The sequence below is a fragment of the Rhodococcus sp. Leaf233 genome, from assembly GCF_001426165.1.
Classification (GTDB): Bacteria; Actinomycetota; Actinomycetes; order Mycobacteriales; family Mycobacteriaceae; genus Rhodococcoides; species Rhodococcoides fascians.
On record NZ_LMRO01000001.1, the window covers coordinates 75,287 to 100,265 of the forward strand.

Genomic DNA, 24,979 nt, shown 5'->3' on the forward strand with positions numbered 1-24,979 from the left:
CACTCCCCGCTTCCGGTGCCGGATGACACACTGTGCAGGTGAGTGCGCGTATCAGGAACAACGTGAAAGTCGTCGGAGCTGCCGACGGCCCGGTCGTGATGCTGGCGCACGGCTTCGGCTGCGACCAGACGTTGTGGCGAGGCGTCACCGAGATCCTGGCTTCGCGATTCCGGATCGTCCTGTTCGACCACGTGGGGGCCGGGGCAGCGGACCCGGCGGCCTGGGACGCCGAGAGATACGCCCACATGAGCACGTACGCCGCCGACATCGTGGAGATAGCGCAGGAACTGGACCTGACCGACGTCACGTTGGTCGGTCACTCGGTGGCGTCGATGATGGGGGTGCTGGCCGCCACCGCTGCGCCCGATCGATTCACCAAGCTGATTCTGCTGACTCCGTCCCCCCGGTACATCGACGACGGCGACTACCGCGGCGGCTTCAGTGCAGAGGACATCGACGAACTGCTCGAATCGCTGGACAGCAACTATCTCGGTTGGTCCGCATCGATGGCATCGGTGGTCGTGAACGCACCCGATCGACCGGAACTCGAGAACATGTGGACCGCGAGCGTGTGCCGAACCGATCCGGCGTGCGCACGGGTGTTCGCCCGCACCACCTTTCTGTCCGACAACCGGGCGGATCTGCCTGCAGTACCGGTGCCGACGTTGATCATCGACAGTGCGCGCGACTCGCTCGCACCGCCTCAGGTCGGCCGGTTCGTGCACGAACAGATCCCGGGGAGCGTCCGCATCACGCTCGACGTCAGTGGCCATTGCCCGCAGATCACCGCACCCGAACTGACGGCCGAGACCATCGCGGACTTCGTGAGACCGTCGTGATCGATGACCTCGATGTCGAGGACCTGTACGAGAATGCGCCATGCGGGTACCTGTCCGTACGCCCCGACATGCGGATCGCGCGACTGAACTCGACGCTGGCAACCTGGCTGGGCTTCGAGGTCGACGCGCTGGTCGGTACCGATTTCGGGGAGCTGCTCACCGTCGGTGGACGCATTCACTACGAGACCCACTTCGGGCCGATGCTGTTGATGAACGGCAAGCTCGACGGCATTGCACTGGACCTGGTGACGGCGGATCGTCGACGGCTGCCGGTGTTCATCACGGCGAACGTCAAGATCGACGCAGAGGGCCGGCCGGTACTGATCCGCATCACGGCGCTCGACGCTCGCGATCGCCGTACCTACGAGCGCGAATTGCTGCAATCACGCACGCGTGCAGAACTGTTGGCCAAGACGCTGCAGCGGTCGCTGTTGCCGCCCGCACTGCTACCGCCGTCGGGGATGACCGCCGCGGCGCACTACCGGGCAGCGTCCCGCGACGAGGTGGGTGGCGACTTCTACGACCTGTTTCCGTTGTCCGACGACTGCTGGGGCTTCTTTCTCGGCGACGTCTGTGGCAAAGGTGCATCGGCGGCCGCTGTGACGTCGCTGACGCGGTACACGTTGCGCGCGGCAGCGGTGTACGACGAGAACCCCGTCGCGGTGCTGCAGAATCTGGATTCTGTTCTGCGGCAAGAGTTTCGGGACGCCAATGCGCAGTTCTGCACCGCAGTCTTCGGCATTCTGAGCCGAACGGACACCGGATTCGAGGTATCGATGGCCAGTGGCGGGCACCCCCCACCGCTGGTCCTTCGTGCCGACGGAACCGCCCACTACGTGCCCATGACGGGCGGCCAGCTGATCGGAATACTTCGGCACGCTCGCTTCGTTCCGGCGACCGTCACGCTCGAAGCAGGGGACACCCTGATGCTCTACAGCGACGGTCTCACCGAAGCGCGAGTCGGCCGGGGCCGATACGACGACGACGGTGCTCTCCTGGAATTCGCGACGGCACACGCTCCGGCGACTCCGGCAGCCATCGTCGACGATCTGCGGTTGCTGCTGCGCAGTTTCGGCGACGGTCTGGCCGACGACGCCGCCGTCATGGCACTGGGCGTATCCCCGGCCCCCGACTCAGTCGAGGGCAGCGAGGGCTGACGGCAGGTCGGCGTGCAGGGTGAATTCCTGATCCAAGCCCATCAGTTTGATCGGCCGGCTGGTGGTCGGTCCGTCGGCGACGACCGAGAACGACAGGGAGTCTCCGTGATCCTGTTGCGCCGTCGCGAGAACGGTCATGGCCGCCGAGGCCAGAAACGACACTCCGCTCAGGTCGACGATCAGTGCAGCCGGGCCGGTCGCGGTCTGTGCGGTGATGGCCTCGGACAGTGCCGGAGCGGTGGTGACATCGAGCTCGCCCGCTACCGAGATGACGGCCGCGCGCCCGTCGTTGGAGGACTGGATCGAGAATCCTGCGGCGTTCGTGTCGACTGGCATCTGTACTCCTGAATCGTTACCCGCCGCGCTCGTCGACGGGGGATGCGGACCATTCAATCAGGCGGTGTCAGCGGAGCGTGACCTGAGTTCCTCGAAGCGCAGGCGCGCCCACCGTCGTGGTCCAGGAGGGGACGGCCTCCGGTGCGATTCCGGTGGCACCGCCGTAGATGACGGCCAGGGTCTGCTGCTCGGTGACCGAGCCCGCATACGAGGCGGGTACGGGGGAGAGCTGTGGAGCCGAGAGCACCGGGATGTTCTGCTCGCCCGGGTTTCTGGTTGGCACCTGGTACGAGCCGTCGTTGGGTGACCCACCCGGGTACTGCGGGAAGTATTCGCCCGCATTGCGGTCGAGCGGGGTGTAGCAGCTCGGTCCGCGGGTCTGCTCGAACAGCCGTGGCTCGTCCTGGTTCGGCAGGTATCGACCCTTCGGATTGACGAACGGCATCGAGACGTTGATGCCGGGATACTCGTCGCCGACGCCGGTGACGATCCTGCCGCGTCGGGCCCCTTCGGCGAACTGCGCGACCGTGCAACCCAGGGCGGGGGAGAACTCGGCCAGCACTTCGAGTGCCTCGCGCGAATTCGCGGCGAGACCGATCAGCTGCGTCGAGTTCGCCTCGAGAAAGCCCGCCGTCGTGTTCGAGGCGGATGACACCGACGTGTACAGCGTCGCGAGCGCGGATTGCTTCTCGACGACGGTGTTGCCGGTGGTCCGCAGATTGTCGAGAGCGCTGACCAACTCGGGAGCTGCATCGGCGTAGGTCTGGGAGAAGTCCGCCAATCCGCGTAGGTCCTGCTGGATGGCGGGGAGTTCGGTGTTCAGTCCGGAGAAGATGTTCTCCAGCCGATCGATCGTCAGGCCCAGCTGTTCTCCGCGGCCGCTGAGCCCCTGTGCCAGTGCGCCGAGGGTGTTCGAGAGATCCTGTGGCGGCACGGCTTGGAGCAACGGCAGCAGGCCGTCGAGCAATTGCCCCACCTCGATGGCATTTCCGCTGCGATCCTGCTTCAGCACGGTGCCCTCGGTGATGGGCGAACCGGGCTTGCCGTCCGGCGGAATCAACGCGACGTACCGCTCACCGAAGAGAGTCTTGGGCAGCAGGCGAGCCGTGACGTTCGAGGGGATCATCGGCGCTTTGTCCGGCTCGATCGCCAGTTCCGAGGTGACGACGCCGTCGGTGGTCGTAGCCGATCGGACCTCGCCGACGATCATGCCGCGCACCTTGACGTCGGCATTGCGGGGCAGCGCGTTGCCGACGCTGTCGGTCTCGAGGGAGACGGTCACGACGTCGACGAAGGTCTTGTTGTACGAGGTGACACTCCACCCGACGAACACCACGATGAGCACGACCAGTCCGATTCCGAGGAGACGGTTCTGCGCCGGCGAAGGGGCGCCGGTCATGCGACGGTCTGTGCGACAACAGCAGTCATGACGCGAACCTTAGTGCTACATAGAGTCACACTTACTGCTCCGACGCCCCTTCTGAGATGCACCTATCAGTGCCCGGGTGATGCGATACAGATCACACTCGGCCGGTGTGTCAGTCCGCGATCAGTTGCGTCGACGAGAACCAGCCGTCTCCGCCGCGTTCGCGCTGACGCCCGATGACGTATCGGCCGGGTGCAATTCCGGTGGCTCCGTGTTCGGGGTGAATGAGGTAGGCGGTCTCCGAATTGCTCAGGATGCCCAGAGCAAGGCGTCGAACGTCGTGCACCGGACTCGACCACGTGCACCCGCGGCCGTCGGCGACGAGGCTGTGCGGATTGCCGCCCGCCGCACTGCGGAGCAGTTCGATGCCGGACAACGGCACGGTCTCGTGTCGTGTCCGTTCGGTGGTGACGACGATGCCGTCGAGTACGGCGAGCGGGACGACGATCAGATCTCCCTGGGCCTGCGACCCGTTGACGACGGGCACCGATATCTCCTTGTCGAGGTAGTCGAAGACATCCAGACCGGTGCGGTCGGTGAGAGTGGACAGCGTGATGTTCGAGTTCATGGGGTCACCTGTGGTTGGTCGTTGGGGTGGGTAGTTGTGGTGTGGGTATCGATGGAGTTCGTGCGGAGTCACGTACGGCGGAGGAGCCGGGCATAGTCGGCTCCGGCCAGACCGTAGGTCCAGCCTGCCGCGTCGATGGCGGAGGTGAAGGCGGCGGGGACCCGCAGGCCGTAGCGGCGACGCCGGCCATCGCGTTCACGGGAACCGTTGACGGCGAGCAGAATTCGTCCCCCGTCCTGCCAGCCCTCCGGTGCTGCGTACAGCTCCAGGGTGCAGCCCGGGTTCCCCGGATCCTGGCCGGTGTCGACAAGACGTAGGCCTGCCTGCTCCAGATAGGTGTCCCAGCCGATTCGTTCGATGGCGCTTCGTCGCACTTCGACATTGCGTTCGACGGTGATGCGGTCGACCGTGGGATTGTCGATCACCCAGCTCGAAACGACGGTGCCGCTCAGTACGTGGACTGCGCTGCCGTCGGCGAACTCCACGGCCGGGCCCTCCGAATTGTGCAGCCGCACTTCACCGTGCGGTGAATCGGGTAGCGGTTCGACGTATACGGAGGTGGGCCGTTCTGCCATCACTGCGATGTTCTCGAACGCCCACCACCAGCCCGTCGACTCGATGAGGGCGGTTTGGACGTCGAGTAGTTCGACGTCTTCGAAGGAGAACCGGGCGAGGCCGTGGCGACGGAAAGCGTCGTAGTAGGCGACGCGATGGGCTTCCTGTTGGCCGTACCAGGTGATGGAGCCGAACGGGCGGGGAGTGGTCGTGCGGATGGAAGTGGCAATTCCGTCGAACAGGCTGGTGTGCAACGACGTACGGACGGTCCGGTCGATGATGGGATCCGGGCTGATACCGGCGAGGGCCGCCTCGATCGGGGTACCGCGGGCGACAATGCCGCGGGCTCGAAAGTCGTTGCTGCCGTTGACCGCCGACCACCGATTTTCCCGCGGCCATTCGATGTGGCGGCGCTCGATGATGCGGTCCATACGGTGCCGGGAGTCGGACAACATGGTCGCGATCGCGGCGTCCACCTCGGTGCCGGCGGTGGATATCGACGGTGTTCTCGCCAAGTGTCTGCCGGCGATGAAGGTCGCTGCAGCCCGAGGCGACGGCACCCAATGGAACTCGGGCTCGTCGAACCCGGCAGATCGATACAGTTGTGCCACAGCATGTTCCGCGACAGATCTGTCGGCTGGGCCGGCTTTCAGTCCGTAATCGAGCCACCGGTCGCGTTGCGCACAGACCGCGCGGATGTCTTCGGCGTAGGAATCGGGATCTTCGGAGAATGTGCCTCGACGGGGGAATGTCGACGGCATCGGCACGGCGCTCACTTCGGTGAGGCGGTGTCCGCCTTTCCTGTTGTCATGAACCAAGAGTGACACGAGATTCGGCCGAGCGCAAGGGTTGCCCACGTGCGCGGAAGTTCGTAGCAGGAGTCGAGTTTCCACTCACATGGGTCAGCGCGAGCGCAACACCAATTTCGCGGCGCTGATGTCGTCGATCACCAGATCGGTGATCAGGCCACCGCGCAGTGCGGCGGTGAGGGCGTCGAGTTTGGACTCTCCCGCCACGATGGCGACTCTGCGCGGGACGGCCTTGAGCCGATCGAGACTCGGCCCACTCGATCTGTCGTTCAACGCAATTCGGTTGTAGCTGCCGTCGGATCGGAGGAACACCGTGGCGATGTCGCCGACGACGCCGTCACGTTGCAGCTCGGCTCTGTCCTCGCGTTCGAGATAGCCGGCGCTGTAGACGTGACTCGGAACGGCTCCACTCATGACGCCGATGCTGAAGACGGCGAGGTTCATGCGATCCTGAAGTTCGAGCACGCGCCTGATGCTGCGCTCGCGCCACAGGTGCTGTCTCGTTTCCGGATAGTCGAAGAATGCGGGGACCGGAAATCCCTGTGCCGCAGCCCCGTACGCGTCGGCGAACGTCCGGATGATGTCGGTGGCATACGAGACCCCCGTGGTGCGCATGTTGGCTGCCCCGTTCAGTTGCACCACGCTCGAGTTGTGGGTCCGTTTGGGGGCGAGCTTGCGGCTGACGGCGCTGACGGTGGTTCCCCAGGCGACGCCCATCACCATGTCCGACTCGAAGAACGACGTCAGCAGTCGGCCGGCGAAGGTCGCGACCCGATCGAGACGCTGCAGTTCGTCGACCGTCTCCGCGACCGGCACCACGTGTGCACGAATGTCGTACAGATCGGCGAATGCACGCTCGATCCGCGGTGCCTGACCGAGTGGGGTGGAGATCTTGATTTCCACCAGTCCCGACGCCCGCGCGAACGTGATGAGTCGTGAGACTGTCGAACGAGATACGCCCAGCTCACGGCCGATGGCCGCCATCGTCATGTCCTGGAAGTAGTACAGCCGCGCCGCCTGGGTGGCATGGCCGGTCCGCAGGTCGGATTCGGGAGTGATGCCGGTGTCCGTCACCGGCACCAGTGTACGACCGAATTGCACATATGTGCATCAGCTGTGAAACGCAGTGCAGGCCGTCTACCGTGGCAAATGGCACGCAATGTGGCGTGTATCACTGACTGTGTGGAGGCTGGAAGATGGCACGTAAGGAACCGGAATGGGGGCTACCGGCGCACATGGCCGCGGAGTTCGCCGGAACCATGATTCTCATTCTGTTCGGTGTCGGCGTCGTCGCTCAGGTGGTCTCGGGTGGTGAGTCCGGCAGCCTCGGCGGTCACGACTCGATCGCCTGGGCGTGGGGGCTGGGCGTGATGTTCGGTATATATGTCGCGGGCCGTATCACCGGCGCGCACCTCAATCCCGCGGTGACCATCACGTTCGCACTCTTCCGCGGATTCAGCTGGAAGATGGTTGCGCCGTACATTCTCGCGCAGACCGCAGGTGCCTTCGTGGCCGCGCTGCTGGTGCGCTGGAACTACAACGACATGATCAATGCGGTCGACCCAGGGCACACCACCGCCACCCAGACCATCTTCTCGACACTGCCCGGTAACGGGACACTGCCGGTGAGTGTGTCCTCGGCGCTGATCGACCAGATCATCGGTACCGCCATTCTGCTGTTCCTCATCGTGGCCGTGACCGATTCGCTCGGAACCGCACCGATGGCCAATATGGCTCCCCTGATCGTGGGCCTCATCGTCGTCGCCATCGGATTCGCCTGGGCCACCAACGCCGGCTACGCGATCAACCCGGCTCGAGATTTCGGACCTCGCCTGGCGTCGTACATCACGGGCTACGGTGGAGCGTGGCGAGATCAATACGGCGGCCTGTACTTCTGGGTGCCGATCGTCGGACCTCTCGTAGGTGGACCGATAGGAGTGTTCCTGTACGACCTGTTGATCGGGAAGAACCTACGCAAACAAGAAGGTTCGACGCCCGAGCCGCCATCACGACTCCCAGCAGACACCCAGACCACAGGAGAGAAGCCATGACCGAGTTCGCAGGAAAGTACGTCGCCGCGATCGATCAGGGAACCACGTCCTCACGCTGCATGATCTTCGATCACGCGGGCACCGTCGTCGCCGTCGATCAGAAGGAACACCAGCAGATCTTCCCGCAGGCCGGTTGGGTCGAGCACGACGCGTCGGAGATCTGGGACAACGTGCGCGCCGTCGCGGCCGGTGCCATGGCCGCAGCGGATCTGACGCGCGAGGACATCGCCGCTGTAGGTATCACCAACCAGCGTGAGACGGCGCTGGTGTGGGACCGCGAGACGGGCAAGCCGATCTACAACGCCATCGTCTGGCAGGACACCCGTACCGATCGCATCGCGACCGCACTCGGCGGCGGCGATGCCAACAAGTACACCGCCAAGACCGGTCTGCCGTTGGCCACCTACTTCTCCGGGCCGAAGATCAAGTGGATTCTCGACAACGTCGACGGTGCACGGGCCAAAGCCGAAGCGGGAGAGCTGTGTTTCGGCAACATGGACACCTGGGTGCTGTGGAACATGACCGGCGGAACCGACGGCGGATTGCACTACACCGATCCGACCAACGCGTCGCGCACGTTGCTGATGGATCTCGACACCCTGCAGTGGGACGAGGGCATCTGCGCCGACATGGGCATTCCGATGTCGATGCTGCCCGAGATCAGGTCGAGTTCCGAGGTGTACGGCACCGGCCGTGAACGCGGACCGTTCCGCGGTGTGCCGATCTCCGGAATTCTGGGCGACCAGCAGGCGGCCACCTTCGGCCAGGCCTGCCTGTCGCCCGGTGAGGCCAAGAACACCTACGGCACAGGCAATTTCGTGCTGCTCAACACCGGCACCGAGAAGGTCATGAGCAAGAACGGCCTGCTCACCACCGTCTGCTACAAGATCGGCGACCAGCCGACGGTGTACGCGCTCGAAGGCTCGATCGCGGTGACGGGTTCGCTCGTGCAGTGGCTGCGGGACAACCTCGGCATGATCTCCTCGGCTGCGGACATCGAGACCGATGCGCGTTCGGTGGACGACAACGGCGGCGCGTACTTCGTGCCCGCGTTCTCGGGTCTGTTCGCTCCGCACTGGCGTGCCGATGCTCGCGGTGCCATCGTGGGATTGACGCGGTTCGTCAACAAGGGCCACCTGGCCCGTGCCGTACTCGAAGCCACTGCGTACCAGACGCGCGAGGTCATCGAGGCCATGAACGCCGACTCCGGTGTCGACCTCGAGGTGCTCAAGGTCGACGGCGGAATGGTCGTCAACGAACTGTTGATGCAGTTCCAGTCCGACATCCTGAACGTCGACGTGGTGCGGCCCGTCGTAGCCGAAACCACCGCTCTCGGAGCGGCATACGCGGCAGGCCTCGCCGTCGGATATTGGGCGAGCGAGGACGACATTCGCCAGAACTGGGCCGAGGACAAGACATGGACACCGTCCATGGACGAAGACCAGCGGGCAAAGCTGTACGCCGGCTGGAAGAAGGCAGTGACACGTACTCTCGATTGGGTTGATGAAGAATGAGTTCCACCACAACGGCTTTGAGTCCAACCGCGCGCGCCGAGGCGATCGCACGGATGGAAGCCGAAGAGCTGGACATCCTGGTGATCGGCGGCGGCGTCGTCGGCGCGGGAACGGCTCTCGACGCGGTGACGCGTGGTCTGAAGGTCGGACTGCTCGAAGCACGCGACTATGCGGCCGGCACGTCCAGTCGCTCGAGCAAGCTGTTCCACGGCGGTCTGCGGTACCTCGAACAGTTCAACTTCTCGCTGGTGTTCGAGGCCCTCAAAGAGCGCTCGCTCGTGCTGAACACGTTGTGCCCGCACCTCGCTCGGCCGGTCGCGTTCATCTATCCGCTCGAAAAGGTGATCGACCGTCCGTACGTGGGGCTCGGCATCGGCGTGTACGACGTCATGGGTGCCGGACGCGGCGTACCGAGTCATCACAAGCATCTCGGTAAGAAGAAGACGCTCGAATCCTTCCCCTCCGGTAAGCGGTCGGCGATTCGCGGTGCGGTGAAGTTCTACGAGGGCCAGGTCGACGACGCTCGGCACACGATGATGATTGCGCGGACCGCGGCCGTCTATGGGGCGTTGTGCGCCAACAGCACTCGCGTCACGGGCTTCCTTCGCGAGGACGACAAGGTCGTCGGAGTCGTGGCGAGCGATCTGGAAACGGGTCGTTCGTTCGAGGTGCGTGCCAAGCAGGTCATCAACGCCGCGGGTGTGTGGACCGACGAGGTCCAGCAGATGGTCGGCGGGCGTGGACAGTTCCAGGTTCGCGCATCCAAGGGCGTGCACCTGGTGGTGCCCCGCAACCGCATCAACAGCGCCACGGGCATCATCACGCGCACCGAGAAGAGCCTGCTCTTCGTCATCCCGTGGGGAAGCCACTGGATCATCGGCACCACCGATACCGATTGGAAGCTCGATCTCGCCCACCCGGCCGCGAGCCAGAGCGACATCGACTACATCCTGGGGCACGTGAACAAGCTGCTGGCCGATCCACTGGACCGCGCCGATGTCGTCGGGGTCTACGCAGGTCTGCGGCCGTTGCTGTTCGGAGAATCCGACTCCACCAGCACGCTCTCCCGCGAGCATGCGGTGTCCAGCCCGGTGCGAGGACTGACCGTCATCGCCGGTGGCAAGTACACCACGTACCGCGTGATGGCCAAGGACGCAGTGGATGCCGCGGTGCACGGACTCGAACGCACAGTGCCCAAGTGTGTCACCGAGAACATCCCACTCGTCGGGGCCGACGGCTACCTCGGGGCGTACAACTCCCGCAATCTGACGGCCGAACGTACCGGCATGCGGGTCTCACGCGTCGAGCATCTGTTGGGTCGGTACGGCACCCTGATGGGTGAGGTGCTGGATCTGATCGACGCCGATCCCGAACTCGGTAAGCCTCTCGACAGCGCACCGGAGTACCTCAAGGCAGAGGTCGTCTATGCCGCGAGTCACGAAGGCGCCCAGCATCTCGAGGACATCCTGACCCGGCGGACCCGTATCTCCATCGAGGTTCCCGATCGTGGTGAAGCAGCAGCCGAGGAAGTGGCTCGTCTGGTGGCTCCGATTCTCGGCTGGGACGATCAGCACCGGGCCGAGGAGATCGAGCACTACCGTCTTCGTGTTCTGGCAGAACGGGATTCACAGCAACAGCCCGACGACGAGACCGCCGACGCGGCCAGGCTCGGGGCACCGGACGTGCGCGCCGGGGTGAGCTGACGCCTCACAGCGGTTCGGTGAGGTAGCGCCGCAGGGTCGGGATCGGTGGTTGTGTTTTCCGATCCTGCGGCCGCGTTCCTCGTCGCACGGTACGACGCGCTTGTGGCGGAAATCGTCTGTCTTCCTCGGCGCTACGGGCCGTTCATGTCGATGCTGGACGGTGGAGGACATGCAGCTCACCCGTCGATCCCTCCTCAGATATGCCGCTCTCGGTGCCGCTGCCACGCCCGTGCTGGCGTGCAGCCCGGCGTTGGTTCGCACCCGGCCGATGCTGACACACGGCGTCGCCAGCGGTGATGTGCGTGCCGACGGAGCGCTGGTGTGGGCACGTTCGGATACTCCGGCGACGATGATCGTCGACACGTCCGCGACGGACTCGTTCTCCTCGGTGACGACGATGCGCGGGCCACTGCTGACCCCGCAGTCGGACGGCACGGGGGTGCTGCGCCTGACCGGATTGCCTGCGGGACAGAAGGTTCATTATCGGGTCACGCTCGAGGGCGAGGACGGCGCGACGTCGGAACCCGTCACCGGAATGTTCTCCACAGCTCCTGACGGCCCATCCGACATCCGCCTGTTGTGGGGTGGCGACACCGCAGGCCAGGGTTACGGCATCAACCCCGACATCGGCGGTATGACCATCTTCTCGGCGATGGCCGACAGGCAGCCGGATCTGTTCCTGCACAGCGGCGATGTCATCTATGCGGACGGCCCGCTCGAGGAGCGCGTGACACTTCCCGACGGCCGAATCTGGCGAAACACCATGAGCGAGGCCAAGTCCAAGGTCGCCGAGACGCTCGACGAGTACCGCGGCCAATACGCTTACAATCTCACCGACGACAACTACCGCCGCTTCAATTCGTCTGTCGCCCAGATGGTCCAGTGGGACGATCACGAAACCGTCAACAACTGGTATCCCGGTGAGATCCTCGACCTGGAGCAATACACGGTGAAGGATGTGGACCTGCTGTCGCAGAGAGCGTTGCAGGCGTTTCACGAGTGGTTGCCCATCGCGCCCACAGAAGCCGTCGACGGCCGGGTGTACCGCAAGATCGCCTACGGGCCGCTGCTCGACGTCTTCGTCCTCGACATGCGCACGTACAAGGATGCGAACGGTGCGAACACCGCTGCGTCAGGGGAGATCCTCGGCTCGGCGCAGCGTCAGTGGTTGATCGACGAGCTGTCCCGCTCCACCGCGACGTGGAAGATCATCGCGAACGACCTGCCCCTCGGACTCGTCGTCCCTGATGGGAAGGACGCGCAGGAAGGCGTCGGCAACGGCGACCCCGGTGCGCCGCTGGGTCGTGAGACCGACATCGCGCAGGTGCTCACCGCGATCGATCGGAACGACGTCACCGGCACCGTCTGGCTCACCGCTGACGTGCATTACACAGCAGCGCATCACTATTCGCCTGAGCGCGCGGCCTACCAGGAATTTCGCGAGTTCTGGGAGTTCGTCAGCGGGCCGCTCAACGCCGGCGCGTTCGGCCCCAACGACTTGGACGGCACCTTCGGCCCGGAGGCAGTGTTCGTGCACGCGCCACCGGAGCCGAACGCGTCGCCACTCGACGCGTTTCAGCATTTCGGTGAGGTTCTCATCGACGGGGACTCGCGCGATCTGACCGTCAACCTCTGCGATGCGACCGGGGCCGTGCTGTTCACGAAGGTACTGCCTGCCGCCTGATCGCTCGGGTCCGTCGGGGTCAGGTCGGCGAGAGCGACTGCACTCGAACGGACATCGTCCGCCGTACCGACAGCGGCCCCGCCGTCCTCGTCCGGCCCGACGGATACATCGCGTGGGCCGGACGCTCCGAATCGGAGGAGTGGCTACAGATTCTCGAACAATGGACCGATCAGCCCTGCAGCAACGTGAACGAATGCTCGCGAATCAGAATGGACGGTCCGCCCGCCTCGTACGCCTGATCCGGATCACTCGACGTCGACTGACTCCATTTGCCCTCCGGCAGCGTGAATTCGACTGTCGCAGGTGAGGCGTTGACCATCCAGGCGAACGCAGCGTCTCCCTCGCCCGCACGCATCAGGATGAGAATGCTGTGTGCGTTGCCGTCGGACCAATCCTCGTCGACCAGTTTCTGACCGTCGGCGCGGTAGAAGTCGACCGTATCGGGTCCTGCCCCGTCCTCTTCGGAATCGCTGTCGTGCCGGAACCAGGTGGGACGCAACGCCGGATGCTCGTCGCGCAGCGAGATCAGTTGGGTGGTGAAGTCCACGAGATCCTGATCGACCGTGCTCCAGTCGAACCAGGAGACCTCGTTGTCCTGGCAGTACGCGTTGTTGTTGCCGTTCTGCGTTCGGCCCAGTTCGTCGCCGCCGAGGATCATCGGGACGCCGGCCGAAAGGAGCAGTGTGGCAAGGTGATTACGCTGCTGGCGGGCGCGGAGTGCGTTGACGCCCTCGTCGTCGGTCGGGCCCTCGGCGCCACATCCCCACGAACGGTTGTCGGATTCGCCGTCCTGGCTGTCCTCGCCGTTCTCCTCGTTGTGCTTCTCGTCGTAGGAATTGAGGTCGGCCAGGGTGAAGCCGTCGTGGGCGGTGATGAAGTTGACACTCGCCAAGGTTGGGCGCCGGGTGCTCTCGTACACGTCGGGGCTGCCGGTGACACGTTGCGCCAGAGCGGACAACGCGCCGTCCTCGCCGCGCCAGAAGTCACGAACATCGTCGCGGAACTTACCGTTCCACTCCGACCACCGGGCCGGGAACCCGCCCACCTGGTAGCCCTGGGTGTCCCAGGGCTCGGCGATGAGTTTGACCGGCGCGAGCGTCGGATCCTGGTGTACGAGATCGAGGAACGCGCTGTGGACGTCGAGGCCGGAGTCCTGACGGGTCAGGGTGCTCGCGAGATCGAAACGGAATCCGTCGACGTGCATCTCCGTGACCCAGTACCGCAGCGAGTCCATGATCAGGCCCAGAGCCGCGGGATGTCCGACGTTGAGGCTGTTGCCGGTGCCGGTGGTGTCGTAGTAGGCGCTGCGGTCGTCGTCGACGAGTCGGTAGTGCGAGCCGTTGTCGATTCCTTTGAGCGACAACGTCGGTCCCAGGTGGTTGCCCTCGGCTGTGTGGTTGTAGACGACGTCGAGGATGACCTCGATACCGGCCTCGTGCATCGCCTTGACCAGTGCCTTGAATTCGTCCACCTGGCCGCCGGTGTCGCCGGTGCTGGCGTACTCGTTGTGCGGGGCGAAGAAGCCGATGGAGTTGTAGCCCCAGTAGTTTCGGCGGCCCTCTTCGAGCAGGTGCGAATCCTGGACGAACTGGTGGATGGGCAGCAGCTCCACTGCGGTGACGCCGATACGCTTCAGGTGCGCGATCGCGGCGGGGTGGGCCAGCCCGGCGTATGTTCCTCGAATGTCCTCGGGAACATCGGGATTGGTGGCGGTGAAGCCCTTCACGTGGACCTCGTAGACGACGGTGCGGTCCAGCGGAGTGCGCGGTGCCTCGTCGCCGGTCCAATCGAAGTTCGATTGCACTGCAACGGAATACGGCATGTGCGGTGCGGAGTCCTCGTCGTTGCGGGTCTCCGGCTCTGCATGCAGATGCGAGAACACCGACTCGTTCCAGTCGACCTGGCCGGTGACGGCCGTGGCGTACGGGTCGAGCAGTAGCTTCGCCGGGTTGTGACGCAGTCCCGAGGCGGGATCCCACGGGCCGTCGACGCGGAGACCGTATCGCGTTCCCGGCGTGACATCGGGCACCAGATCGTGGAAGACGTGACCGGTGCGAAGCGTCAACGGTGTTGTACTGCGCTCTGTTCCGTCGTCGTTCATCACGACGACGGACACCGAGTCGGCTGTTTCGGAGTAGACGGCGAGGTTGGCACCGTCGTCGGACAGACGCGAGACGCCCAGGGGATACGGGAGACTGGATGAGGTGGGCATGAGCGGTCGATTACCCCCGGCGCAGGTGAGCGAAACGCTTGCCCACCTGGCGCTCGGATAGAATCGACGAGGAGTTTGCGCCCGTCCTTGACCTACGGCCGCATGTGACTAAGGACGAGGCCATGAATCCCGCAGTACCCGATCCCGGTTCGGCTCGGCTCGACGAGCTGTTTCCCGGTGACAATGCCACCGAGGCTCGGTTTCGCGAGCTGGATTGGAGCTCCACGGAGCTGGGACCGGTGGAGCAATGGCCGTACGAATTGATCGCGGCCATCCGCACGGTCATCCCGTCGACCATCCCGATGTTGATCTGGTGGGGGCCGCACCTGGTCCAGATCTTCAACCACTCGTACACCGATTTTCTCGGTGACAAGTTTCCCGCCGCCGCAGCGCAGCCGGCCAGGGACTGCTGGGCAGAGATCTGGGACGAGATCGGCGCATTGGCTCATCAGGTCGTCGACGGCGGCACTGCGGTGCACGGTGCTCGCCAACGGTTCATGATGAATCGGTACGGGTTCCTCGAAGAGACGTACTGGACATTCTCGTACAGTCCGATTCACGGCCCCGAGCGCGCGGTCCTCGGCGTGTTCGTCGCGACGTCGGAGGTCACCCAACAGCTGCTCGGCGAACGCCGCATGCAGGCGTTGCTGAGTCTGGGCACGCTGACGGGCAACGACACCCACGGTTCCGTGGATATCTGCCGTGCGGCAGTGGGCGTGCTCGCGGCCGAAGCGTCGGAGTTTCCCCTCGTCGCCGGTTACCTCCGCGAAGATCTGAATGCGGACGGCCCGGTGGAGTGTGTCGTGACCGGCGGCGACGCCGGGTACCAGGCTGCGACGTGGGAGTGCGCCGACATCTCTCGCGTTGCCGACGGCACGGTCGCCTGCGCGACCGTGCAGGTGGACGGCAACGTTCCGCAGGCCGTCGTCGTGCCGTTGACGATGGCCGGTCGGGTACAGCCGGTCGGGGCGCTGTTGATCGGAGTGAGCAGCCATCGGGTGATCGACGATGCCTTCACCTCGTTCTGCGTCGTCGTCGCCGAACGCCTGTCCACCGCATTGACGGCGTCGCACGCGTTCGAGATGGAGCGCAGCCGGGTGGCGGCCTTGGCCGACGCCGATGCTGCGAAGACTCGGCTGCTCGAGAACGTCGGGCACGAATTCCGCACCCCGCTGACGTTGCTGACGGGCCCGCTCGATTCGGTACGCGAGAACGCTGCTTCGGTGTTGGACGCGAACGACCGCGAATCACTCGACGTCGTTCATCGCGCGTCGATGCGGCTGCGCAGGTTGGTGGACGACCTGCTCGACATCGTCAATGCCGAGGCCGGCCGACTCGTCTCTCGACCCGAGCCGGTGAACCTTGGCTCGGTGACACGCGATTGCGCGACGATGTTCTCGGCCGTCGCGTCGGCGCAGGGGCTCGAGCTCGTCGTGGATGCGGCAGAGGACGTCGTGGTCCTGACCGACGCCGAAATGTGGTCGAAGGTGGTATTCAACCTCGTCGCCAACGCCGTCAAGTACACCCCGGCCGGACGGGTGTCGGTTCGTCTGGTCGCGGACGAGACCACCGTTCGGCTCGTGGTCGCAGATACCGGACTGGGAATTCCGGCCGAGGACCTGCCTCGAATCTTCGACCGGTTCCACCGCGTCGAGAGAGAAGGCGCGCACAGCATCGAAGGGTCCGGAATCGGGCTTGCCCTGGTGACGGACTTGCTGACCGCCTTGAACGGGCGGATCGACGTCGACAGCGACGTGGGCCGGGGGACTACCTTCACCGTGCAGGTGCCGCGGTTGCCCGCAGAAGCTGCCGCTGTCGATCGACCCGGCGCTCCGGCCGATCCGATCTCGGCGATCTTCCCCTCGATCGAGCCCGTTCCCGAGACGACCGATCGCGCCGACGTCCTGCTCGTCGAGGACAACGTCGACATGCGCAACTACCTCGCGCGCCTGCTGACCGACGAAGGGTGGTCCGTCTCGACAGCGGGGGACATCGAGACCGCTCTCGATCGTGCCCGAGCGATGCTGCCGGGGCTCGTGCTCTCCGACGTCATGCTGCCGGGGCGCAGTGGTCTGGATCTGGTGGACGACATCCGCGGCGACGCCGATTTGAGGCGAGTACCGGTCATCTTGCTGACCGCCCGTGCGGGAACTGATTTTGTGCTCGACGGACTCGGACGCGGTGCCGACGATTACATCGTCAAGCCGTTCCACGACCGAGAACTCGTCGCGCGCGTTCGCGTGCACCTCGAACTGTCACGGATGCGTGAGCAGCTGATCGCGGAGAGCGGCAATCAGGCCGCGACACTGCGTACGGCGCTCGAGACCCGCGGCACGATCGGCCGAGCCGTCGGCATCCTCATGTCGGTGTACCGCATCGACGCCGACGCCGCGTTCACGCAATTGACCGAACTCTCACAGAACACCAACCGCAAGACGCGGGATCTGGCCGTCATGATCGCCGACGACTTCACCGCCGGCCTCGCCCGCGAGCACTGACCGGCCGGTCAGTGGTTGCGGCGGTAGTTCTCGCGTTCGCGTTCGAGTTCCGCCGTCTTCTTCTCGCTCTTCAGATCGGCGGGCAGTCCGTGAATCTCGAGACGACGAGCGCGGTTCTGGTCCATGTATGCGGCGGTGTAGAACAGCGCGAGCAGCAGGGCCAACAGAACCATCGAGGCACGTAACCAGATCGCGCCGGGAAAGAGCACGAAGAACCCGATGAAGATGGGCAGGAACGGGATCATCGAGCGCAGGATGTGACGCGGTGTCGCGCCGGGGCCGACGAGGTCGCGTCGAACCCAATCCTGCATGGAGTCGGGGAGTTTGCGGCCCAGGACGGCGTAGCCCAACCATTGGCCGGCGTTCGGACGGGTGCGCTGGGGTCGTGCGCTCATGTCAGTGCTCCTGCTGCGATCGCCGCGTCGTTGACGCGAGTGAGGACGCGGCGCAACTGCTCCAGTTCGTCGAGTGACGCACCGAGTCTCGCCACGACCGCGGATGGAATCTTTTCGGCCTCGGCGCGGAGAGCGGCTCCGGCGGGGGTGAGGGATACGAGCAGAATGCGCTCGTCCTCCGTGCTGCGTGTGCGGGTGAGCATCCCCATCGATTCCAGACGCTTCAGCAGTGGGGACAGGGTGGGCGAGTCGAGTTGCAGCGCTGAGCCGATCGCTTTGACCGACATCGGCGACTCGCCCCACAAGGCCAACATCACCAGATACTGCGGATGGGTCAGGCCCATCGGTTCGAGCAACGGCCGATACACCGACAGCACAGCCCGGTTGGTGACGGCCAGGGCGAAGCAGACCTGGCGATCGAGCGCGAGTGGATCCTCGGTGGTGGTCACGGTGGCCAGAGTAGCAGAATTGATTAGTGCACGAATTGTTCGTGTACGACTCGAATGGTGAAAAAGGGCGGAGGTTCAGGTTCGCCACCTCGATCGGGTATCGAGTCTGCGACAGTGGTGAAAGTTTGCCCACAACGTGTTACCGGGCGCGCAATTGTGCAATGCTGCACCTCGATTCACCCTTACCGTGATAATCCCGAGAGGATCGCCATGCGTCGCCGACGCATCTCCACCACTGTCTTCGTCGCAGCGTTGTCCCTGTCGATCGCCTCGGGAGGTATCGCATCCGCCGAGCCGGCTGCGCCCTCCGCCCGCATCGTCGACACCGTCCTGACATCCGACACGCTGCGCACGCTGAAGGTCGACTCACCCGCTATGGGGGCCGTCGTCGAAGTGCAGGTGCTCACGCCCGCGGTGAAGACCGGACCGCGTCCGACGCTGTACATGCTCAGCGGCATCGGCGAAGAGGATCCGCACAACAGCATGTGGTTGCGAAAGGGGCAGGCAGCGGAGTTCTTCGCCGACAAGAACGTCAACGTCGTCCTGCCGTTGGCCGGGCCAGGCAGCTTCTACACCGACTGGCAGCGCGACGACCCGAAACTCGGCCGGTACCAGTGGGAAACGTTTCTCACCGAGGAACTACCTCCGCTGATCGACGCGGCCGTGGACGGCAACGGCCGCAACGCGATCGCGGGACTGTCGATGGGCGCACAATCGGCGATGATGCTCGCCGCACGTAACCCGGACGTGTACTCCGGCGTGGCGTCGTACAGCGGCTGCTTCGCGTCCGCCGAGCCGTTGGGCCAGGCCAGTATTCGAGCCATCGTCGCAGCTTTCGGCGGCAATGCCGACAACATGTGGGGCGGACCCTTCGATCCTGCGTGGGCCGAACATGATTCGGTGGCCAATGCCGAAAGTCTGCGCGGTACCGATGTCTACGTGTCGGTGGGAACCGGCGCTCCCGGACGTCACGAAAGCTTCGACACTGCAGCGGGATGGGACAGGGTGGTGGTCGGTGGCCTCATCGAGGTCGGGTCGAACTACTGCACACACCGACTTGCGGATCGGCTCGGCCAGTTGAACATTCCTGCAACGTTCGACTTCACCGAGACCGGAACGCACTCGTGGCCGTACTGGGTGGAGCAGCTACCGAAGAGTTGGCCGACCCTCGCCGGATCCCTCGGTATCTCGGGCTGACACTCGGTATCTCGGGCCGATTGCTCAGTGGGTCCAGGGGCAGTCGAGCGGCTTCGTCAGGCCGAGGTGCTTCTCGACTCGCGTCACCGACTCGTCTCGGAGGCGGCCGTAGATCCGGTACGGGTCGTGCAGGGTCCGTCCCAGAACGCTTTCCATCGCCTCCGCATCGAAGGCTGCCGCGGTGTTGTCGGAATTGCGGGTGCCGTCGGATTCGAGATTGGACCTGAAGATGCCCGCCGCCGACTTGGGCAGGAAGTCCTCGTACACGATCGGGTCGGCCGCGAGAACACCCGACCTGACCAGATCGACGAGGCCACCGTCCCGGTCTGCAGCGGACGGGTTGGTCCCAGTGACTCGAAAGGTGAAGTAGGCGAGGTCTTCTGCCATCCACAGTGTCTCGTCGTCCGGCACCAGCGACGACCACAGTGCGGACGCGTCCTCGGGTTCCTCGGTATCGAGTCGATCCAGATACTCGTCGTAGCGACGTCGTCCGAGTGCGGTAGCTGCCGCGCCCCTGGCTTCGACCTCGCCGAACCGCACCCGTAGATGGCCGGGTTCGACGTTGCCGTTCTCGTCGAGAAACATCCGCTGCTCGTCCAGCGCTCGGAACGACGTCTGGCGCAACAGCAATCCAGGACCGGACGTACGAGGAGGCCCCTGGATGGTGTCGATCATCGCCACCCCGCGCTCTCCCATACGGTGATGCAGACGATCGATGTCCAGAACCCTCGGTGTCAGATGGTTGATGTGGGTGGAGGAGACACCACCGATGTCGGCGGCCACCGCCGAGACTGCCTCGAGTTCGCGATACCACGCTCTGTCGACAGGGTCGGTCGACAACGCGAACGCCGCCGTCGCGAGGTCCAGAAAGGTAGCGGACTCCTCCGCTGCGAGGCCGTTGTCCCTCTCGCACGTGGCTGCCAGCTCGAGCAGTAGCGGAGGGAACAGTGTTCTGCGATCGAGGAATTCCGCCAGGCGACGGCCGAGATCCGGGTCGAAGAACCGTCGATCCGACGCCACCAGCATCGAGGTGAAGATCCGGAACGGGTTGATCGCCAGCTCGGCCGGATCGATCGGCCGGAACGCAGTCGACACCACCGGAATCGAACTCGACGCAGTGTCACGCAGATCGTAGAAACCCACCGGATACATGCCCATGGCACCGAATATCAGTGCCAACTGCGACATCTCACGTGCATTGCCGACCCGAATCGCCCCGTGCCGCTCGGCGGTGACGCGATCGATGGAGCCGAAACGTTCCGCATCGGCACCGCTGGTGCGCATCGTCTCGGCGTTGATCGACGCGGTGACATCCAACAGCGTCGTGTACGCGGGAACCTCCCGCCCGTACAGAGCCGACAGACGAAGGGCGAACTGCGCTCGCAATTGCGTCGGTGTCACGTTCACCACCTCATACTGCGCCTTTCGGTGCCGGCACGGAACCCGTTCGGCTGTCTGCTGCCTTCTCGCGACTGTGCGCATCTACCGCACAATGTGTGCGCGATCACACAAGACCGGCACGTTCGCCCGGGCGCAGTCTGGAGCAGACATGCGAGAGGTGCCTGCACACGGCACCGAGAAGGAGCGAAAACACATGACCGCAGTACAGGAAACGGCCGCACCGTCGCTGCCGACCGGCACCGCCACCGAGCTCTACATCGCGGGGCAGTGGCACGGTGCATCCGACGGCGGCACCTTCACCGACTTGAACCCGACCACCGAACAGCCCCTGGCCGAGATTGCTGCGGCCACCGCGTCGGACGTCGATGCAGCGGTGCGTGCGGCCCGTGCCCAGCTCGGTGGTGAGTGGGGTGCTACCCCCGGAGCAGTCCGGGGCCAGCTGCTCAATCGGGTGGCCGATCTGATCGAGCGGGACGGTGACCTGCTCGCTCGGCTCGAAGCTCTCGACGTCGGCAAGCCGGTGGGTCAGCCCGCGATGCTCGACATCCCCAATGCTGCAGCCACTTTCCGGCACTTCGCGGGCTGGGCCGACAAGATCACCGGGAGCTCCATCCCCACTGCGGGCTACTTCGGGCAGCCGACGCACTCCTACACCGTTCGCGAACCCGTCGGCGTCATCGGCATGATCGTTCCCTGGAACACCCCGCTGATGATCGCGGCGTGGAAGCTCGCTCCTGCGCTGGCAGCCGGAAACACCGTGGTCGTCAAGCCGCCGGAGGACGCGCCGCTGTCCATCCTGCACCTGGCTCGACTGATCGACGAGGCAGGCGTACCGGCCGGAGTGGTCAATGTTGTTCCAGGACTGGGTGAAGTGACGGGTGACGCCTTGGTCGGGCATCCTGACGTCGACAAGATCAGCTTCACCGGCAGTCCTCGAGTCGGCAAGCTCATCGCGAAGAAGGCTGCCGACACGTTCAAGCGGACGACGCTCGAGCTCGGCGGCAAATCCCCACAGATCATTCTCGAGGATGCGGATCTCGACGCGGCGATCAACGGAACCGCGATGGGACTGTTCTTCAACCAGGGCCAGGTGTGTGCCGCCGGAACCCGAGTGCTGGTGCATCGCTCGCTGTACTCGCAGGTGGTGGACGGGTTGGCCGCAGCGGCCTCGGCTCAGGTGCTGGGCGATCCGTTCGATCCGTCGACGACGATGGGTGCCCTCGTCAACGCGACGCAGCGTGACAGCGTGCTGGGGTACATACAGGCGGGACGCGACGGCGGAGCTCGAGTCGCGGCCGGTGGCGGACGTCCCGACGGTGCCGGCTATTTCGTCGAGCCGACGATCTTCGCCGATGCCGACAACGACATGAAGATCGCCCAGGAGGAGATTTTCGGACCGGTCGGAACGGTGATTTCGTTCGATACGGCCGACGAGGCGATCTCCATTGCCAACGACACCGTGTACGGGTTGGCCGCCTCGATCTGGACCCGCGACGTGTCGAGGGCACACAGACTGGCGGGGCAGGTCCGTTCCGGCGCGGTGTGGGTGAACGGCTGGGCTGCAATCGATCCCGCTCTCCCCTGGGGCGGCATGAAGTCCAGTGGCACGGGCCGAGAACTCGGGTGGGCCGGTATCGAAGCCAACACCGAAGAGAAGGTCGTCACCGTAGTTCTGTAGCCCGACTCCCTCGTGCAGCAACGAAACAGCAAGGACTGACATGCCGAAGAAATCGACCGACTACGTCGTCGTCGGAGCAGGATCAGCAGGAAGCGTCATCGCCAGGAGGCTTCTCGACGCAGGCCACACCGTCCACGTGATCGAAGCCGGTCCCGTGGACACCGATCCGGCAATCCATTCACCGCAGGGCTGGCCGACGCTGTTGGGCGGACCACAGGACTGGGGACTGTTCACCACCCCGCAGAAGCACGCCAACGATCGGCGAATCTTCTGGCCACGTGGACGCGTTCTCGGTGGCAGCTCGTCCCTCAACGGAATGATCTACGTACGTGGGCATTCCAGCGATTACGACGGGTGGGCATCGGCCAGCGGTGACGCCGGATGGTCGTGGGAGAACGTGCTGCCGCTGTTCAAGCGTTCGGAGTCACACGAGCTGGGTGCCAACGAGTTCCACGGCGGTGACGGGCCACTGCCGGTGTCCATCATGGGTACCCCGCATCCGCTGGCGGCAGCCTTCGTCGACGCGGCCGTCGAGCACGGGCACAAGCTCATCGACGACTTCAACGCCGACGAGATGGTCGGTGCCGGCTACAACCACACCACCACACGCGACGGTGAGCGGATGAGTGCCTGGAAGAGCTTCGTCGGCCCGGTGCTCGACAATCCCGACCTGACGTTGACCACCGGTGCTCTCGTGCACCGAGTGGTGCTCGAGAACGGCCGAGCGGTGGGCATCGAATACAGCCGCGGAGATGGCGAGCTGGAGCGAGCGTTCGCCGATCACGAGGTCATCCTGTGCGGCGGAGCCCTCGGCTCTCCGAAGACCCTGCTGCTCAGTGGAATCGGGCCGTCCAGACATTTGGCTGAACTGGAAATCGACACCGTCGTCGACCTGCCGGGCGTCGGCGAGAACCTGCACGACCATTTGCTGCTCAGCAACATCTACGAGTCCCTCGAGCCGCTCGCAGCCGGTACCAACAACCTGCTCGAAGCGCAGCTGTACGCCCGCAGTACCGGATGGGCCGGCGCTGCACCCGATCTGCAGCCCCTGTTCATGCACATCCCCTACCCCGCCGACGGATACCCGGTGCCGGAGAACGGCTACACGATCGCTCCGGGAATCGTGGCTCCGAGTTCACGCGGCACGCTGCGATTGGCGTCCTCGGATCCGAATGAACTGCCGCTGGCGGATCCGAACATCCTGGCCGATCCGTACGACCTCGAGGCGATGGTCGACGCGGTGGAGATCTGCCGGGAGATCGGTGCCTCCGATGCCTTCGCGCCGTGGCGCAAGGCGGAGGTGGTTCCGGGACCGAGCGCCCGCACCCGCGACGACCTGCGGGCATACGTCCGACAGACTGCCGGTACGTACCACCACCAGGTCGGCACCTGCAAGATGGGAGCCGAGTCGGACTCCGATGCCGTTGTCGGAGCGGACCTTCGGGTCCGCGGGGTCGATGGATTGCGCGTGGCGGACGCGTCGATCATGCCCACGGTGCCGTCGGGCAACACCAACGCGCCGTCCATCATGGTCGGTGAGCGGGCCTCGGATCTGATCCTCGGAAAGTAGTTCGTGGTCGGGTGAGGGCGGCGTGCGCTCTCACCCGGCGCGATACTCCCGCGGCGACATACCGTACGTCTCCTTGAACAGCTTCGAGAAGTTCGAGGAATCGATCAAACCGTGACGCGCACAGACGGTTCCGATACTGTCTGCGGCGAAACGAGGGTCACGCAGATCGCGGTGGCACCTCTCCAGTCGCCTGGATCTGATCCAACCGGCCACCGTGCGACCGTCCTGCTCGAAGAGCTTCTGCAAGTAGCGCGTCGAAATATGCAGGTGCGCAGCGAGAGACGCCGTGGACAGTGTCGGATCGGACAGCTGGGATTCGACGAGACTCTTGGCCTCGATCAGGAGTGTGGATCCCGGCGCATCGTGGGGAGCCGCGTCGTCGAGAGCGGCGCAGAGCAAATCGAGGACGGCGTTCTCGAGCATCGGTGTCGTCGGCAATGTGCCGTCGGCGGCGTTGCGACGCAAATTGAACAGGAACGGCGACACCAGCGCGCCGACGCCGTGATCGCCCTCGATGCGACGCGCGGCAACGGTCGTCAAGTCACGGGAATCGATGCGGAGCGCGTCGCGTGGAAACATCACCACGAACATCTCGAAGTCCCCGGCGAAGTGCAGATCGTATGGGGCACTGGTGTCGTAGACCGCGAAGTCGCCAGGATGGAGCACGGCCTCGCGCTCGTTCTGGACGATCGTGCCGCACCCCGTCAGTTGCAGACCCACCTTGATCAATCCGGGGTCGGACCGCCGGATGGTCGCGCGTGTGCGCCTGACGTCGACCTCCCGGCCGGTCACCTCGCTTAGTTGCAGCGCCCCGAGCGTCGACGACACCAGCGTGCCCTGGAACGACGACGGCCCGGTGGACACAGCGTCGAGCGGCACGAACGCCGTGGAGACGTTCTCGCGCCATTGCTCGAAATCCTGTGCCACCGGGCTCATG

21 protein-coding genes are annotated in these 24,979 nt (G+C 64.8%); 11 read left to right on the forward strand and 10 right to left on the reverse strand.

Going from position 1 to position 24,979, the window contains the following annotated elements:
- Window positions 1-38 precede the first annotated feature (38 nt).
- Together ASH04_RS00340 and ASH04_RS00345 are read left to right on the forward strand one after the other, a co-directional pair.
- Window positions 39-839, forward strand: a complete 801-nt coding sequence (locus tag ASH04_RS00340) for an alpha/beta fold hydrolase (protein WP_032368041.1) — start codon at window positions 39-41, stop codon at window positions 837-839.
- On the forward strand, window positions 839-1,996 hold the full coding sequence (locus ASH04_RS00345; RefSeq protein WP_370878755.1) for a PP2C family protein-serine/threonine phosphatase: 1,158 nt from the start codon (window positions 839-841) through the stop codon (window positions 1,994-1,996). The genes ASH04_RS00340 and ASH04_RS00345 overlap by 1 nt, the downstream gene beginning before the upstream one ends.
- Here the strand turns inward: ASH04_RS00345 and ASH04_RS00350 are convergent.
- From ASH04_RS00350 to ASH04_RS00370, 5 genes are all read right to left on the reverse strand, one after another.
- Window positions 1,973-2,332 (reverse strand): STAS domain-containing protein, encoded by a 360-nt coding sequence (locus ASH04_RS00350; RefSeq protein ID WP_032368699.1) that lies wholly within the window; start codon window positions 2,330-2,332, stop codon window positions 1,973-1,975. The two genes, ASH04_RS00345 and ASH04_RS00350, sit on opposite strands and share 24 nt — an antisense overlap.
- A 67-nt stretch (window positions 2,333-2,399) precedes the next feature.
- Complete coding sequence (locus ASH04_RS00355; protein WP_032368698.1) at window positions 2,400-3,731, reverse strand: MCE family protein; 1,332 nt, start codon at window positions 3,729-3,731, stop codon at window positions 2,400-2,402.
- Window positions 3,732-3,870: 139 nt separating this feature from the next.
- On the reverse strand, window positions 3,871-4,326 hold the full coding sequence (locus tag ASH04_RS00360; RefSeq protein WP_027494677.1) for a hypothetical protein: 456 nt from the start codon (window positions 4,324-4,326) through the stop codon (window positions 3,871-3,873).
- Between the two features lie 68 nt (window positions 4,327-4,394).
- Complete coding sequence (locus tag ASH04_RS00365) at window positions 4,395-5,642, reverse strand: DUF6745 domain-containing protein (protein ID WP_156394437.1); 1,248 nt, start codon at window positions 5,640-5,642, stop codon at window positions 4,395-4,397.
- Between the two features lie 141 nt (window positions 5,643-5,783).
- Window positions 5,784-6,764: a sugar-binding transcriptional regulator gene (locus tag ASH04_RS00370; protein ID WP_027494675.1), complete on the reverse strand. Its 981-nt coding sequence runs from the start codon at window positions 6,762-6,764 to the stop codon at window positions 5,784-5,786.
- 122 nt (window positions 6,765-6,886) lie between these two features.
- Between ASH04_RS00370 and ASH04_RS00375 the strand changes: the two genes are divergently transcribed.
- The 5 genes from ASH04_RS00375 to ASH04_RS27475 all read left to right on the forward strand — a co-directional run bounded on the left by ASH04_RS00375 (window position 6,887) and on the right by ASH04_RS27475 (window position 12,881).
- A complete protein-coding gene (locus ASH04_RS00375; protein WP_027494674.1) occupies window positions 6,887-7,741 on the forward strand; it encodes an MIP/aquaporin family protein in 855 nt (284 codons plus the stop codon).
- Window positions 7,738-9,255, forward strand: a complete 1,518-nt coding sequence (glpK, locus tag ASH04_RS00380; RefSeq protein ID WP_032367858.1) for a glycerol kinase GlpK — start codon at window positions 7,738-7,740, stop codon at window positions 9,253-9,255. The genes ASH04_RS00375 and glpK overlap by 4 nt, the downstream gene beginning before the upstream one ends.
- Window positions 9,252-10,958 (forward strand): glycerol-3-phosphate dehydrogenase/oxidase, encoded by a 1,707-nt coding sequence (locus ASH04_RS00385; RefSeq protein ID WP_057472481.1) that lies wholly within the window; start codon window positions 9,252-9,254, stop codon window positions 10,956-10,958. Before glpK ends, ASH04_RS00385 begins: the two co-directional genes overlap by 4 nt.
- A 169-nt stretch (window positions 10,959-11,127) precedes the next feature.
- Window positions 11,128-12,642, forward strand: coding sequence for an alkaline phosphatase D family protein (locus ASH04_RS00390; protein WP_057472482.1), 1,515 nt, complete (start codon window positions 11,128-11,130; stop codon window positions 12,640-12,642).
- Between the two features lie 53 nt (window positions 12,643-12,695).
- Window positions 12,696-12,881 (forward strand): aromatic-ring hydroxylase C-terminal domain-containing protein, encoded by a 186-nt coding sequence (locus ASH04_RS27475; protein ID WP_327212954.1) that lies wholly within the window; start codon window positions 12,696-12,698, stop codon window positions 12,879-12,881.
- Here ASH04_RS27475 and glgX read toward each other — a convergent pair.
- Window positions 12,812-14,854 (reverse strand): glycogen debranching protein GlgX, encoded by a 2,043-nt coding sequence (gene glgX / locus ASH04_RS00395; protein WP_057472483.1) that lies wholly within the window; start codon window positions 14,852-14,854, stop codon window positions 12,812-12,814. The genes ASH04_RS27475 and glgX overlap by 70 nt on opposite strands.
- A gap of 122 nt (window positions 14,855-14,976) precedes the next feature.
- Between glgX and ASH04_RS00400 the strand changes: the two genes are divergently transcribed.
- Window positions 14,977-17,352 (forward strand): ATP-binding protein, encoded by a 2,376-nt coding sequence (locus tag ASH04_RS00400; protein ID WP_057472484.1) that lies wholly within the window; start codon window positions 14,977-14,979, stop codon window positions 17,350-17,352.
- A gap of 8 nt (window positions 17,353-17,360) precedes the next feature.
- On the opposite strand, the gene ASH04_RS00405 is transcribed toward ASH04_RS00400, so the two are convergent.
- Window positions 17,361-17,747 carry a DUF5313 family protein gene (locus ASH04_RS00405; protein WP_032367853.1) on the reverse strand — a complete coding sequence of 129 codons (387 nt, stop codon included), beginning with the start codon at window positions 17,745-17,747 and terminating at the stop codon, window positions 17,361-17,363.
- A complete protein-coding gene (locus ASH04_RS00410) occupies window positions 17,744-18,196 on the reverse strand; it encodes a MarR family winged helix-turn-helix transcriptional regulator (RefSeq protein WP_080966137.1) in 453 nt (150 codons plus the stop codon). Before ASH04_RS00410 ends, ASH04_RS00405 begins: the two co-directional genes overlap by 4 nt.
- Before the next feature lie 210 nt (window positions 18,197-18,406).
- Here ASH04_RS00410 and ASH04_RS00415 point away from each other — a divergent pair, with 210 nt between their 5' ends.
- Window positions 18,407-19,393 (forward strand): alpha/beta hydrolase, encoded by a 987-nt coding sequence (locus ASH04_RS00415; protein WP_032367851.1) that lies wholly within the window; start codon window positions 18,407-18,409, stop codon window positions 19,391-19,393.
- Window positions 19,394-19,417: 24 nt separating this feature from the next.
- On the opposite strand, the gene hglS is transcribed toward ASH04_RS00415, so the two are convergent.
- On the reverse strand, window positions 19,418-20,803 hold the full coding sequence (gene hglS / locus ASH04_RS00420) for a 2-oxoadipate dioxygenase/decarboxylase (RefSeq protein WP_235579892.1): 1,386 nt from the start codon (window positions 20,801-20,803) through the stop codon (window positions 19,418-19,420).
- 184 nt (window positions 20,804-20,987) lie between these two features.
- Between hglS and styD the strand changes: the two genes are divergently transcribed.
- Window positions 20,988-22,472, forward strand: coding sequence for a phenylacetaldehyde dehydrogenase StyD (gene styD, locus ASH04_RS00425; RefSeq protein ID WP_057472887.1), 1,485 nt, complete (start codon window positions 20,988-20,990; stop codon window positions 22,470-22,472).
- A gap of 40 nt (window positions 22,473-22,512) precedes the next feature.
- Complete coding sequence (locus tag ASH04_RS00430; RefSeq protein WP_057472486.1) at window positions 22,513-24,042, forward strand: GMC family oxidoreductase; 1,530 nt, start codon at window positions 22,513-22,515, stop codon at window positions 24,040-24,042.
- 30 nt (window positions 24,043-24,072) lie between these two features.
- Here ASH04_RS00430 and ASH04_RS00435 read toward each other — a convergent pair whose 3' ends face one another.
- Window positions 24,073-24,978: a helix-turn-helix domain-containing protein gene (locus tag ASH04_RS00435; RefSeq protein WP_057472487.1), complete on the reverse strand. Its 906-nt coding sequence runs from the start codon at window positions 24,976-24,978 to the stop codon at window positions 24,073-24,075.
- Between the last annotated feature and the right edge of the window lies 1 nt (window position 24,979).

What these genes read in the sequence shown, in the direction of transcription:
- ASH04_RS00400 (WP_057472484.1), top strand. Translation starts at nt 14,977, where the DNA reads ATGAATCCCGCAGTACCCGATCCCGGTTCGGCTCGGCTCGACGAGCTG.
- glpK (WP_032367858.1), top strand. Translation starts at nt 7,738, where the DNA reads ATGACCGAGTTCGCAGGAAAGTACGTCGCCGCGATCGATCAGGGAACC.
- ASH04_RS00365 (WP_156394437.1), bottom strand. Translation starts at nt 5,642, where the DNA reads ATGCCGTCGACATTCCCCCGTCGAGGCACATTCTCCGAAGATCCCGAT.
- ASH04_RS00390 (WP_057472482.1), top strand. Translation starts at nt 11,128, where the DNA reads ATGCAGCTCACCCGTCGATCCCTCCTCAGATATGCCGCTCTCGGTGCC.
- ASH04_RS00350 (WP_032368699.1), bottom strand. Translation starts at nt 2,332, where the DNA reads ATGCCAGTCGACACGAACGCCGCAGGATTCTCGATCCAGTCCTCCAAC.
- ASH04_RS00430 (WP_057472486.1), top strand. Translation starts at nt 22,513, where the DNA reads ATGCCGAAGAAATCGACCGACTACGTCGTCGTCGGAGCAGGATCAGCA.
- ASH04_RS00375 (WP_027494674.1), top strand. Translation starts at nt 6,887, where the DNA reads ATGGCACGTAAGGAACCGGAATGGGGGCTACCGGCGCACATGGCCGCG.
- glgX (WP_057472483.1), bottom strand. Translation starts at nt 14,854, where the DNA reads ATGCCCACCTCATCCAGTCTCCCGTATCCCCTGGGCGTCTCGCGTCTG.
- ASH04_RS00435 (WP_057472487.1), bottom strand. Translation starts at nt 24,978, where the DNA reads ATGAGCCCGGTGGCACAGGATTTCGAGCAATGGCGCGAGAACGTCTCC.
- ASH04_RS00385 (WP_057472481.1), top strand. Translation starts at nt 9,252, where the DNA reads ATGAGTTCCACCACAACGGCTTTGAGTCCAACCGCGCGCGCCGAGGCG.
- styD (WP_057472887.1), top strand. Translation starts at nt 20,988, where the DNA reads ATGACCGCAGTACAGGAAACGGCCGCACCGTCGCTGCCGACCGGCACC.
- ASH04_RS00360 (WP_027494677.1), bottom strand. Translation starts at nt 4,326, where the DNA reads ATGAACTCGAACATCACGCTGTCCACTCTCACCGACCGCACCGGTCTG.
- ASH04_RS00355 (WP_032368698.1), bottom strand. Translation starts at nt 3,731, where the DNA reads ATGACCGGCGCCCCTTCGCCGGCGCAGAACCGTCTCCTCGGAATCGGA.
- ASH04_RS00415 (WP_032367851.1), top strand. Translation starts at nt 18,407, where the DNA reads ATGCGTCGCCGACGCATCTCCACCACTGTCTTCGTCGCAGCGTTGTCC.
- ASH04_RS00405 (WP_032367853.1), bottom strand. Translation starts at nt 17,747, where the DNA reads ATGAGCGCACGACCCCAGCGCACCCGTCCGAACGCCGGCCAATGGTTG.